Consider the following 12,347-nt stretch of genomic DNA (forward strand, 5'->3'; position numbering starts at 1 on the left):
ACGGGGCTCGTCTCGCGCGCGCGGCTCGGACGGGGCTCAGCGGGTCTCGGCGTCGTGCTCGCCCTCGTCGGGCTCGTGGTGCTGGTGGTCTCCGTCGGCGTCGCCGTCACGTTGGGACCAGCCGACGTCTCCCTGGTGAACGTTCGTGACGTGCTGCTGAATCACCTCGGACTCGCCGACATCCCGGTCAAAGCCGCGAAGAACGCGATCGTGTGGGAGGAGCGCCTCCCCCGCGCCCTCGTCGCGGCGTGCGCCGGGGCCGGGCTCGCCCTCTGCGGCGTGGTCATGCAGTCGCTCCTGCGCAACCCCCTCGCAGAGCCGTTCGTGCTCGGCGTGTCGTCGGGAGCGTCGACCGGCGCCGTCGTGATCGGCGTGCTCGGAATCGGCGGCGGAGTGCTCGGCCTCTCGGGCGGGGCCTTCGTCGGCGCGCTCGTGGCCTTCGGCCTCGTGCTGCTGCTCTCTCGCTTCACCTCGGGTGGCACCTCCGGCGTGATCCTGGCCGGTGTCGCCAGCACCCAATTCTTCTCGGCACTGACCTCGCTCGTGGTGTTCGCCGTGGCCGACAGCGACGAGACGCGCGGGGTGATGTTCTGGCTCCTCGGCTCGCTCGAGGGCATGCGGTGGGACAAGGTCGCGCTCTGCGCCGTGGTGGTCGTCGTCGGCGGCGCCGTGTGCCTGTTCGCCGCGCGCGCCCTCGATGCCTTCACGTTCGGCGACGATGTGGCCGCCTCCCTCGGCATCCCGGTCGCTCGCACGCGCATCGGCCTGCTCATCGTGACAGCGCTCATGACCGCCGCCCTCGTCAGCGTCGTCGGCGCGGTCGGCTTCGTCGGGCTCGTCGTGCCGCACGCAGTCCGCCTGATGGTCGGCCAACGTCACGCGCGCGTCGTTCCGCTCGCAGCGGTCGTCGGCGCCGTCTTCATGGTGTGGGTGGATGCCGTGACCCGCACCCTCTTCGCGCCCACGCCCCTGCCTGTCGGTGTAGGAACGGCGCTGGTGGGCGTCCCGGTCTTCGTCGCCCTGCTCGTTCGACGCAAGGGGCGCGCATGACGCTCGAAGCCCGCGAGGTGCGCTGGACACGCGGGGGAACCCTCGTCGTCGACGGCGTCTCGCTGCATCCCGAGCCCGGGACCACCGTGGGCCTGCTCGGGCCAAACGGATCGGGCAAATCTTCGCTGCTGCGCCTGTTGCAGGGCGCGGCGCGACCGGACTCCGGCGACGTCCTGCTCGACGAGCGGCCCCTGACGCAGTGGCGCCGCCGCGATCTCGCCCGCACGGTCGCGGTGGTCACGCAGCACGCCGAGACCGACGCCGACATCGTCGTGCGCGATGTCGTGCGCCTCGGTCGCACGCCGTACCGCCCGGTGTGGGGCGGGTCGACCAGCGGCGACGAGGAGGCGATCGACGCGGCGCTCGAGCGGGTCGCCCTGACGGACAAGGCCGATCGCCTCTGGCACACCCTGTCCGGCGGAGAGCGTCAGCGTGCGCAGATCGCCCGCGCTCTCGCGCAGGAGCCCCGCGAGCTGCTGCTCGACGAGCCGACGAACCACCTCGACATCCGCCATCAGCTCGACGTCCTCGCCCTCGTCGCCGCCCTCCCCGTGACGAGCATCATCGCGCTGCACGACCTCAATCTCGCCGCGACCTACTGCGACAGCGTGCTCGTGCTCCGCGCCGGCAGTGTCGTGGCGGCGGGGGCTCCCGCCCAGGTGCTCACGCCGGCGCTCATCGCCGACGTCTACGAGGTGAAGGCACGAGTGATCCCGGATGCCGAGACGGGGCGCTCCACGATCCTGTTCGACGGGCCGCTGGCGTCCTGATCCCTGTTCTGCGGCCTCAGGGTGCCACCACGGACAGGGTGAAGCGGATCGTCTTGCCGTCGGGGCCCGTGAGGGTGGCGGCGGTCTTACCGACAGCGTGCGGCAGGAAGCCGGGGCGGAACACCGAGCCCTCGGACGGTCCCCCCGGCGAGAAGTCGGCGATCGCCACATCGGCCGTCGACCCGGTCCATTCGGCTTCGGTGCCGTCGGGGACGGCGAGCACGAGCGAGGTGCCGATCTTGACGGTGGCGTCTTTGCCGTCGAGGTCCTCGGGAGAGACGACCGTGGGCGCGAAGGCCTGGTCGTCCGCCGATGCGGAAGGACTCGGCGCTTGCGCCGCGGGTGCGACGGGAGTGTCGGATGCGGCGGGCGCGCAGCCCGCGAGCAGAACGCCGGCCGTCACGACCAGGGCGAGCCGAAGAGCGAGGGAGCGCTTCACGAGGACCTTCTTCCGCGAGGAGGGGGACGGCCCGCGTCCCCGCTCGGATGCTAACCCGCGAAGTCTTTGATCGCGCCGAGCGCGCGCCGGGTTCAGTCGCCGAGAGGGATCTCTACCGAGGTCACCGACGAACCACCGAGGTCGAGCAGCCCGGGCACGGCCGCAGGCTGCTCGTCGTCGGGCAGGAGTTCGGCCCGGGTCTTCGGCCGCGCGGGTTCGCCGGGGAGCCCGGCCCACTCGCTCGGTTCCTCGGGTCGCTGTACGAAGAGTCCCATGGAGCTATCCTCCCCCCGATCCGCGGCTCACGGCAGAGGGTGGGCTGTGAAGAACGTTTCGATCAGGGTCGTCGCCGAGATCGCCGTCTCGCCCGAGCCCGCCGCTCCCGGCCACACGTGCCCTCCCCCGTCGATCCGGTAGTGCACCAGGGCACCGCGGTCGTGGCATCCGGTCCACGTCTGCCTCTCGACTCCCGTCGCGACCGATTCCGAGCGCGGATCGGTGGCGCAGCCGTTGCGCGTCGCCACCTGCGACAACCAGAGCGACACCGGGGCGACGGTCGCGTCGTGCCGGATGCCGCCGTCGTAGGGGATGACGTCGTCGGCGGTGCCGTGGAACTCGACCACCGGCACCGGGGAGCCACTCGCGCACGGCGGATTGGTCGCGGGGTAGATCGCCCCGGAGACGACGGCGAAAGCGGCGATGCGTTCGGGGAGGGCGCACGACAGCAGCGACACGAACCCGCCGCCGTTCGAGATCCCGGCGGCGAACACGCGTTTCGGGTCGATGCAGAGACGCGACTCCACGTCGTCGAGGAGGGCGGTGGTGAAGGCCACGTCGTCTGCGCCCGACGAGTACGGCGCCCCCTGCCAGCCGACGCCCGCCGCGGTGCTCGCCGCCTGCGGGTAGACGACGATCGCGCCGCTGCCGTCGAGGCCGCTGAGCTGCTCGAGCTGCCCGGGCGGCATGCGGTATCCGGCGAAGGCGAGGATGAGCGGCGTCGGAATCTGCGCCGTCATCGTCGCCGGGACGTGCACGGTGTATCCACGGGCCGCGCCGTCGACCGTCACCGCGAGCGGGATGCTCATGCCCGGCTCCAGGGACGGATTCGCGTCGCAGCCGGATGCCGTGGGGGGCTCGCTCGTGCCCGCCCCGCATCCCGCCAGCACCGTGCCCGCCACGACCAGGGCGGCGAGGGCGACGAGCGGGCGGAGGCGCATCGCGTCATCCTACGGTTCGCCCGCAACGGCGCGGAGAAGCCTCACCCATGCGGCCACCTGCGGCAGCCCCCATGGCACGCGAAAGGCCCGGGATCTTTCGATCACCGGGCCTTTTCGCAAAGCTGGGGTACCTGGACTCGAACCAAGAACAACGGAACCAGAAACCGCCGTGTTGCCAATTACACCATACCCCAATGGCTTCGAGCCGTAACTCGTGCCGAGGATCAAGCTTACGTGACGCGGAGCCATGCGCCAAACCGGGGCCCCGCCCCGCGCGTCCCGGGCGCGTCCAGGGCGGCCCGTATGGAGGGCGCCGACTTCAGAGAACCGCGCGAAGATCGGACCTCCGACGGGAGATCTTCGATCCGCGTCGCATGCTCCGAGTTCCGCTCCCCCGCGCGCCGGAAACCAGCGATCCCCGCGACAGCGAAGTCGCGGGGATCGCTGGGGCGTCTCAGCCCAGGTGCGCCACCAGCGCCTCGAGGCGACGGATCGACTCGGCCTTGCCGAGCAGTTCCATCGACTCGAACAGCGGCGGCGAGATGCGACGTCCGGTGAGGGCGACGCGGGGCGGACCGTAGGCCACGCGAGGCTTGAGCCCCAGGTCGTCGACGAGCGCACCCGACAGCGCCTCCTGGACGGCAGCGGCGCTGAAGTCGTCGACCCCCTCAAGAGCGCGGACGGATGCCGCGAGCACCTCGGCCGCGTTCGCAGGAAGGCCCTTGAGCGCGTCCTCGGCGTAATCGACGTCGGAGACGAAGAGGAAGCCGAGCATGCCGGGGACCTCCCCCAGCAGCTGCACGCGCTCCTGCACGAGCGGCGCCGCCTGGGCGATGATCGCGCGGTGCTCGTCGCTCGGCTGCTCGGCGATGTATCCCGCACCCGCGAGATAGGGGACGATGCGGGCGGCGAAGTCCTCGGCATCCAGCATCCGGATGTGGTCACCGTTGATGGCTTCGGCCTTCTTCTGGTCGAAGCGTGCGGGGTTGGGGTTCACGTCGGCGATGTCGAAGGCGGCGATCATCTCGTCGAGCGAGAAGACGTCGCGGTCGGCGGACAGCGACCAGCCGAGCAGCGAGAGGTAGTTCAGCAGCCCCTCGTGGATGAAGCCCTTCTCGCGCTGCAGGAACAGGTCGGCCTGCGGGTCGCGCTTGGAGAGCTTCTTGTTGCCGGTCTCGCCGAGCACGAGCGGCATGTGCCCGAACCGGGGCAGGTAATCGGTCACGCCGGCGTCGAGGAGGGCGCGGTACAGCGCGAGCTGACGGGCCGTGGACGGCATGAGGTCCTCCCCGCGGATGACGTGGGTGATCCCCATGAGCGCGTCGTCGACCGGGTTCACGAAGGTGTAGAGCGGGATGCCGCCGGCGCGAACGATCACGAAGTCGGGGAACGAGCCCGCGGGGAAGGTCACCTCGCCGCGGATGAGGTCGACGAAGGTGAGGTCTTCGTCGGGAACGCGCACGCGCCACGCGGGCTCGCGCCCCTCGGCACGGAAGGCGGCCTTCTGCTCGTCGGTGAGGTCGCGGTCGTAGTTGTCGTAGCCGAGCTGCTTGGCGCGGCCGTTGGCCTCGTTGCGCGCGTCGATCTCTTCGGCGGTGGAGTAACTCTCGTACACCGCCCCCGCGGCGATGAGCTTGTCGAGCACGCCGCGGTAGATCTCGTGGCGCTGCGACTGGCGGTACGGCGCGTGCGGGCCGCCGACCTCGACGCCCTCGTCCCAATCGATGTTCATCCACCGCAGCGCCTCGAGGAGCTGCTGGTAGCTCTCTTCGCTGTCTCGCGCGGCGTCGGTGTCTTCGATACGGAAGACCAGCTTGCCGCCGTTGTGCCGGGCATAGGCCCAGTTGAACAGGACGGTGCGGATGAGACCGACGTGCGGCAACCCCGTGGGTGAGGGGCAGAAGCGGACGCGAACGTCGGCGCCGGTGGCGGTCGTGGTGCGGGGATCGGGCGTGGCAGACATCCCCTCGATCCTATCGGCGGGCGCTGTCGCTTCCCGAGTGCCGCAGATGATCGGCCAGGATCTCGCCCACGACCTCGAGTGCGGCTCCGACCGCGGGCACGTGCTCGGCTCCCCGAGCGGTGATCACGTGCAGGGTCCGCGCTTCGGCGGCGGGCAGCCGGGGAGCAGCGATCCCCGACAGCATCGGGAGCGATGCCACGGCCATCCGCGGCAGGATCGCCATGCCCACCCCCTGGGCGACGAGGTTCTCGACGGCGATGAAGTTGTCGGTCTCGAACGCGATATCGGGCGTGAATCCGGCACGGCCGCACGCCTCGAGCAGGTGCCCGCGGCACTGCGGGCACCCCGCGATCCACCGCTCCCCCGCGAGTTGCGAGAGGTCGATGGGGTCGTGGGCGGCCGCGGGGTGGTCCGTGGGCACGACCACCACCGTGTCGTCGTCCCCGATGAGTCGGGACGAGAGTCCGGATGCCGCCGACTCCAGGTGTTCGCGTCGATCGCCCGGATAGCTGTAGATGAGCGCGATGTCGGCGCGATTCTCGCGCACGGCGGCGATGGCCTCGGGCGGCTCGGCCTCGACGAAGCTGATGGACACACCCGGCCGGCGAGCGGTCACGGCGGCGATGACGCGCGGAACGACCGTCGACGACGCCGACGGGAAGGCGGCGATCCGTACGCGACCGGCCCGCAGACCACGCAGCTCGGCCAGGTCTCCGGCGGCGGCGTCGAGCGCCGTGGTGACGGCGGCCGCGTGACGGGCGAGAATCGACCCCGCCTCGGTGAGACGCACGCCTCGACCGACACGCTCGACGATCGGCATCCCGGCGCGCCTTTCGAGGCGGCGAAGCTGCTGGCTCACCGCGGGTTGACTGTAACCGAGCGCTCGGGCAGCGGCGGTGATCGAACCGGTGTCGGCGATGGCCTTGACCACCCGCAGGGCGTTCGCGTCGAGGGAGTCGTCGATCTCGGCCATTCCCACACATAAGCAGAGGTGATGGTTCTCATGCAACACCTGTTCTAGTGCAATGTCAGGCGCGAGGCGATCCTGGTTTCATGAGCAGCCTCGCCTCGCACTTCGCCGGTGGCCGCGACTACCTCGCGGCCTGCACCCTCGGCCTGCCCTCGCGCGCCACGGTGGCCGCGGTCCGCGCCGACCTCGAGTCCGCGGCATCCGGACGCCCCGATGTCGTCGCCGCGTCGCAGGCCGTCGAAGAGGCGCGGGCCTCGTTCGCGCACCTCGTGAGCTCCCCGGTCGGTGACGTCGCGATCGGCTCGCAGACGTCGGTGCAGGTCGCACTCCTCGCCGCCGCCGCACCCGACGGCGCCGAGGTGCTGTGCGCCGAGGGCGACTTCTCGTCTCTCATCGCCCCCTTCGCTCACGCGGGCCGGGGCGTACGCCTGCGCACCGCTCCCCTGCACGAGCTCGCCGCCGCGATCTCACCCGACACCTGGCTCGTGGCATTCTCGCTCGTGCAGTCGGCGACCGGAGATGTCGCGGACGCCGCGGGCATCGCCGCCGCAGCGGCTCGTAGCGGCGCCCGCACGCTGTGCGACCTGACACAGGCCGCCGGATGGCTCCCGGTCGACGCGACGATGTTCGACGCGACCGTCTGCCACGCCTACAAGTGGCTCTGCTGCCCGCGCGGGGTGTCGTTCCTCACCCTCGCGCCCGCCTTCGCGAGCGAGATCCGCCCCGTGCAGGCCGGGTGGTACTCGGGCGACGACCCGTGGGCGTCGTGCTACGGCACCGGCGGCCCGCTCGCCCCCGACGCTCGTCGATTCGACGTCTCGCCCGCATGGCAGGCGTTCGTCGGAGCGGCGCCGGCCCTGGCCCTGTTCGCCAACGCCGACATCACCGCGACCTACGCCCACGTCACGAGCCTGGCCGCCCGCTTTCGCGACGGATTGGGCCTGGAGCAGCCCGAGCGTCCCTCGGCGATCGTGACCTGGCCGGATGCCACGGGCGAAGCGCTCGCGCAGCTCACGGCCCACGGGATCACGGCGTCGGGCCGCGCGGGCCGCGCCCGCGTGGCGTTCCACGTCTTCAACGACGAACTCGACGTCGATCGCGCGCTGCACGCGCTCGGCGTGCGTGGCGCCGAGGACCTGTCGCCGTTCGACGGTCTGGTCTACGCGATCTGAAGGGCGCGTCTCACAGCTCGGACGCCTCGACCGTCGCCGCCACGACTCACGCGACGCCCGAGGACTGGCGCGAGCGGACGACGACCGCGCCCACGCAGACGGCGGCGACCGGCACCAGCGCCCAGAGCGCGAGACCGTCGTAGCCGACCGCCCCGAGGACCAGGCCGGCCAGTACCGAGCCCGCGGCCGCACAAGCCGTCATGAGCGTGTCGCTCCGGCCCTGACGGCGCGGGCGAAGCGAGAGAGGCGACGCTTCGGTCAACAGGGCCGAACCCGAGACGGTGGCCGCGCTCCAGCCGAGACCGAGCAGCACGAGAGCCACGAGCACCCCGGCCTGCGAGTCGGGCAGTAGCGCCGCGACAGCCAGCGACGCCGCGAGCAGTACCTGGCCGAGGACGATGACGCCGACGCGCCCGACGCGGTCGGCGAGAACACCGAAGACGGGCGAGAGCCCGTACATTCCGAACACGTGCGCGGAGATCGTGATGCCGACGGCGAGGGTCACGGCATCCGGAGCGACGATGTGCGAGAGGTGGACCGGAGTCATCGCCATGACCGAGGCCATGGTCACGTGCGACGCCGCGACGGCCAGCATCGCGAATCGCGCGACACCCGGTCGGTCGGCCTGGGGAGCGGGAGCGGTGACGGATGCCGAGGCCTCCCGCTCGACGCGTTGGGCCAACAGCAACGGGTCGGGTCGCAGCACGAGCACGTACAGCGCGAACGCGCAGACCTGGGCCGCGAACGAGAAGAGGTAGGCGCCGGTCAGGCGCGGCATCCCGATGCTGGCCCCGATGAGCTCGCCGGGCGCGAGCAGGAGCGGGCCGACGACCCCGCCGACGGTCGTCGCCCAGACGACCGTCGCCAGGTCGCGCCCGCGGCGGGCGGTACTCGCGAGGTCGGTGGCGGCGAAACGCGACTGCAGGGTCGCAGCGTTCCCCGCGCCGATGAGGGCGATTCCGACGAGCAGCAGCGGGAACAGGCGGAGTGCGGCGGCCGCGATGACCACGGCGATGCCGATCAGGGCCGCGACGTTTCCCGTGGTGAGCGCCACACGCCGACCACGACGACCGGCCAGGCGAGCCAGCGGGATCGCGGTGAGAGCCGCGCCAAGGGTGACCGAGGCCGTGGCGAGGCCCGACAGGGCCTCCTGCCCCGATAGGTCAGCGGCGAGCAGTGCCCCGAGCGAGAGGGTCGCCCCGAAAGCGACGCCCGTGAGCACCTGGCCCGCGGCGAGCACCCGGACCGTCCGGCGCTGGGTGACGGCGAGGTCGCGCTCGGTGAGCGCGGCGCCCGCCGCCACAGGGGAGTCAGGCATCGCGCGCCGTGTTGCGCAGGATGCCGATGCCACTCACCTCGACCTCGACGGTGTCGCCGGCCTCGAACGGACCGACGCCGGCCGGCGTGCCCGTGAGGATGAGGTCGCCGGGGAGGAGAGTGAACACCGCGGAGGCGTACGCGACGAGCGCGCCGATGCCGTGGATCATGTCGGAGACCGGGCCCTGCTGACGCACCTCGCCGTTGACGCGCGTGGTGATCGCCGCGGAGTCGAGGTCGAGATCGGTCTCGATGACGGGCCCGACGGGGCAGAAGGTGTCGAATCCCTTGGCGCGCGACCACTGACCGTCGGTGCGTTGCAGGTCGCGAGCCGTGATGTCGTTGGCGACGGTGTAGCCGAAGATGTAGTCACTGGCGCGCTCGGCGGGAACGTTCTTCGCGATACGGCCGATCACGACGGCGAGCTCGCCCTCGTAGTCGGTGTGCGAGCTCAGGCTCGTGGGGCGCACGATCACGTCGTTCGGCCCGATGACCGACGTGTTCGGCTTGAGGAACATAAGCGGTTCGGCCGGTGCCTCGCCGCCCATCTCCGCGGCGTGGTCGTGGTAGTTCTTGCCGATGCAGACGACCTTCGAACGCGGGATCACCGGCGCGAGCAGGGCCGCATCGGCGAGCGGGACGCGCTCCCCCGTCGTCTCGAACCCGGCGAACATCGGGTCTCCGGCGAGGACCACGAGTTCGCCGTCGTCGACGATCCCGTAGCGAAGGGCATCCTGGTAGCTGAATCGAGCGATCTTCACGGAGCCAGCCTATCCGCGGCCCCCGACATCCCCCGGGTCCGCCGAGGCCTCACCCACGCTCAACCACCCGCACGTGCGCCCGACGTGGCGCCGCTCCCCCACGCATAAACGCGATCCGCGCTCATAAACACGCGCACCACGCGTTTTTCGCCGCAGATCGCGTTTATGCGTGGAACCCGCTGCCGCTCCCCCACCGCCGCCGCGCTCGACACACGACAGCCGCGCCGGGCGCCGCTACCCCGGGCGTCACGCCGCACGCCGCCACCCCAGGCGCCGCCACCCCACGCATAAACGCGATCCGCGCTCATAAACACGCGCGCCACGCGTTTATGAGCGCAGATCGCGTTTATACACGCTCGTCGGGCCAGGACCCCACCGCACGCCGTCGCGGACGGTGAGCGGATACGACGGAGGGACCCCCGGCATCCGGGAGCCCCTCCGTGTGCGCGACGCTCAGGCGTCGAGGCGGTACAACCAGCCGTGCTTGTCTTCGGCGCGGCCGTACTGGATGTTCGTGAGCTCCTCGCGCAGTTCGAGCGCGAGAGTGCCGGTGGGCTGCTCGTCGATGAAGTCACGGCCCTTGAGCACACCGATCGGGGTGACGACCGCGGCGGTGCCGCACGCGAACACCTCGACGATGTCTCCGGATGCCACTCCCTGGCGCCACTCGTCCAGCGAGACGTTGCGGCCCACGACGTGGTGACCGCGGTCGCGAGCGAGCTGCAGGAGCGAGTCGCGCGTGATCCCCTCGAGGATCGAGTCGGACTGCGGGGTCACGATCGTGCCGTCCTTGTAGACGAACACGACGTTCATACCGCCGAGCTCCTCGACATTGCGGTCTTGGTCGAGGAAGACGACCTGATCGCACTCGTTCTCGTAGGCCTCCGACTGCGGCAGCAGGCTGGCGGCGTAGTTGCCGCCGGTCTTGGCCGCGCCCGTGCCGCCCTTGCCGGCGCGCGAGTAGTCCTCGCTGAGCCAGATCGAGACGGGCTTCACGCCACCCTTGAAGTACGCGCCCGCGGGGCTGGCGATCAGGTAGTAGGCGACCTTGTGCGCGGGGCGGACCCCGAGGAACGCCTCTTTCGCGAACATGAACGGACGCAGGTACAGGCTCTGGTCCTCACCCGAGGGAACCCACGCGCCGTCGACGGCGATGAGCTCCTTCAGCGACTGCAGGAAGTACGGCACCGGCAGCTCGGGAAGGGCGAGTCGTCGCGCAGAGCGCTGCAGGCGGCGACCGTTCTGGTCGGGGCGGAAGGTATGCACCGAGCCGTCGGCGTGGCGATAAGCCTTGATGCCCTCGAAGATCTCCTGGCCGTAGTGCAGGACCGCGGCGGCCGGGTCGAGTGAGATCGGGCCGTAGGGCGAGACGCGCGGGCGGTGCCAGCCGCCGCGGACCGACCAGCAGATGTCGACCATATGGTCGGTGAAGCTCTGCCCGAAGCCGGGATTGGCGAGGACCGCGTCGCGGTCGGTCGTGCTCTTGGCCGCGAGGTTGCGCGTGACGGAGAACTCGAGCGGTTCGAGTCCGGTGTCGGGATCGGTGTCGATGGTGGTCATTCGTTGTCCAAAGCTTCTCGAGTGCCGGAGGCGATGCTCGCCGATCGGTCCAGGTTACGCCTGGACGCGTTCGGCGATGGCGTCGCCGATCTGGGCGGTGGTGCGGACCCCGTCGCGGCTGGCGATGTCGTCCTCGACCGCGCGGGTCACGCGGGCGGCCTCGTCGGTCAGCCCGAGGTGATCGAGCAGGAGGGCGACGGAGAGGATCGCGGCCGTGGGGTCGGCCTTCTGGCTTCCCGCGATGTCGGGCGCCGAACCGTGCACGGGCTCGAACATCGAGGGGAACGCGCCGTCGGGGTTGATGTTGCCCGAAGCGGCGAGGCCGATGCCACCGGTGACGGCGCCGGCCAGGTCGGTCAGGATGTCGCCGAAAAGGTTGTCGGTGACGATCACGTCGAAGCGGCTCGGGTTCGTGACCAGGAAGATGGTTGCCGCGTCGACGTGCAAGTAGTCTACGGCGACACCGGGGAACTCGGATGCCACGGCGTCGACGATCCGCTTCCACATACCGCCCGCGTGCACGAGCACGTTGGTCTTGTGCACGAGCGTGAGCTTCTGCCGGCGACGCTCCGCGAGGGCGAAGGCGTAGCGGACCACGCGCTCGACGCCGTAAGCGGTGTTGACGGAGGTCTCGTTCGCGACCTCGTGCGCCGTCCCGCGGCGGATCGAGCCGCCGTTGCCGACGTAGGGCCCCTCGGTACCCTCGCGCACCACGACGAAGTCGATCTCGCCCGGCTCGGCGAGCGGCCCGGTGGCGCCCGGGTAGAGCTTCGACGGGCGGAGATTGACGTAGTGGTCGAGCTCGAAACGAAGCTTCAACAGCAGGCCGCGCTCGATGTTCGCATCTTTGAGTCGGGGGTCGCCGGGCACTCCCCCGACGGCGCCGAGCAGGATCGCGTCGTGCGCGGCGATCGCGGCAAGGTCGTCGTCGGTGAGCGTGTCGCCCGTCTCGAGGAAGCGACCTGCGCCGAGGGAGAACGGCGTCTTCTCGAACGAGACGTCCGATGCCGCGGTGGCGGCGTCGAGCACCTTCACGGCCTCGGCGACGACCTCGGGACCGATGCCGTCACCGGGGATGACGGCCAGCTTCACGACACGCGACATCGCTCTCCTCAGAGCTCGGGCACG

Annotated in this window: 12 protein-coding genes and 1 tRNA gene; 3 read left to right on the plus strand and 10 right to left on the minus strand. The window is 70.9% G+C overall.

Annotated elements, in window-relative coordinates; translation table 11 throughout:
* The first annotated feature begins 54 nt into the window (after positions 1-54).
* Positions 55-1,050, plus strand: a complete 996-nt coding sequence (locus DEU35_RS14740) for an iron ABC transporter permease (RefSeq protein WP_258873570.1) — start codon at positions 55-57, stop codon at positions 1,048-1,050.
* Positions 1,047-1,820: an ABC transporter ATP-binding protein gene (locus tag DEU35_RS14745; RefSeq protein ID WP_116239939.1), complete on the plus strand. Its 774-nt coding sequence runs from the start codon at positions 1,047-1,049 to the stop codon at positions 1,818-1,820. Before DEU35_RS14740 ends, DEU35_RS14745 begins: the two co-directional genes overlap by 4 nt.
* Before the next feature lie 16 nt (positions 1,821-1,836).
* On the opposite strand, the gene DEU35_RS14750 is transcribed toward DEU35_RS14745, so the two are convergent.
* The 6 genes from DEU35_RS14750 to DEU35_RS14775 form a co-directional block, all read right to left on the minus strand.
* On the minus strand, positions 1,837-2,259 hold the full coding sequence (locus DEU35_RS14750; RefSeq protein WP_116239940.1) for a hypothetical protein: 423 nt from the start codon (positions 2,257-2,259) through the stop codon (positions 1,837-1,839).
* A gap of 92 nt (positions 2,260-2,351) precedes the next feature.
* Complete coding sequence (locus DEU35_RS14755; RefSeq protein ID WP_116239941.1) at positions 2,352-2,534, minus strand: hypothetical protein; 183 nt, start codon at positions 2,532-2,534, stop codon at positions 2,352-2,354.
* Positions 2,535-2,561: 27 nt separating this feature from the next.
* Positions 2,562-3,476 carry a PHB depolymerase family esterase gene (locus DEU35_RS14760; RefSeq protein WP_116239942.1) on the minus strand — a complete coding sequence of 305 codons (915 nt, stop codon included), beginning with the start codon at positions 3,474-3,476 and terminating at the stop codon, positions 2,562-2,564.
* Positions 3,477-3,598: 122 nt separating this feature from the next.
* Positions 3,599-3,670, minus strand: a tRNA-Gln gene (locus DEU35_RS14765).
* Positions 3,671-3,930: 260 nt separating this feature from the next.
* The gene (gltX, locus tag DEU35_RS14770; protein WP_103208824.1) at positions 3,931-5,439 is read right to left on the minus strand and encodes a glutamate--tRNA ligase; all 1,509 of its coding nucleotides are present in this window, start codon (positions 5,437-5,439) and stop codon (positions 3,931-3,933) included.
* A gap of 10 nt (positions 5,440-5,449) precedes the next feature.
* Positions 5,450-6,412, minus strand: a complete 963-nt coding sequence (locus tag DEU35_RS14775) for a LysR family transcriptional regulator (protein ID WP_116239943.1) — start codon at positions 6,410-6,412, stop codon at positions 5,450-5,452.
* An 80-nt stretch (positions 6,413-6,492) separates the two neighbouring features.
* Between DEU35_RS14775 and DEU35_RS14780 the strand changes: the two genes are divergently transcribed.
* Complete coding sequence (locus DEU35_RS14780; RefSeq protein ID WP_116239944.1) at positions 6,493-7,581, plus strand: aminotransferase class V-fold PLP-dependent enzyme; 1,089 nt, start codon at positions 6,493-6,495, stop codon at positions 7,579-7,581.
* Between the two features lie 46 nt (positions 7,582-7,627).
* Here the strand turns inward: DEU35_RS14780 and DEU35_RS14785 are convergent, their stop codons facing one another.
* From DEU35_RS14785 to DEU35_RS14800, 4 genes are all read right to left on the minus strand, one after another.
* Complete coding sequence (locus DEU35_RS14785) at positions 7,628-8,899, minus strand: MFS transporter (protein ID WP_116239945.1); 1,272 nt, start codon at positions 8,897-8,899, stop codon at positions 7,628-7,630.
* Positions 8,892-9,659, minus strand: coding sequence for a fumarylacetoacetate hydrolase family protein (locus tag DEU35_RS14790; RefSeq protein WP_103208816.1), 768 nt, complete (start codon positions 9,657-9,659; stop codon positions 8,892-8,894). The genes DEU35_RS14785 and DEU35_RS14790 overlap by 8 nt, the downstream gene beginning before the upstream one ends.
* Before the next feature lie 453 nt (positions 9,660-10,112).
* Entirely contained in the window at positions 10,113-11,219 is a 1,107-nt protein-coding gene (locus DEU35_RS14795) for a branched-chain amino acid aminotransferase (protein ID WP_103208814.1), read from the minus strand.
* Positions 11,220-11,273: 54 nt separating this feature from the next.
* On the minus strand, positions 11,274-12,323 hold the full coding sequence (locus DEU35_RS14800; protein WP_103208812.1) for a 3-isopropylmalate dehydrogenase: 1,050 nt from the start codon (positions 12,321-12,323) through the stop codon (positions 11,274-11,276).
* Positions 12,324-12,347 lie beyond the last annotated feature (24 nt).

It is taken from the genome of Microbacterium sp. AG157 (assembly GCF_003385695.1).
Lineage (GTDB): Bacteria > Actinomycetota > Actinomycetes > Actinomycetales > Microbacteriaceae > Microbacterium > Microbacterium testaceum.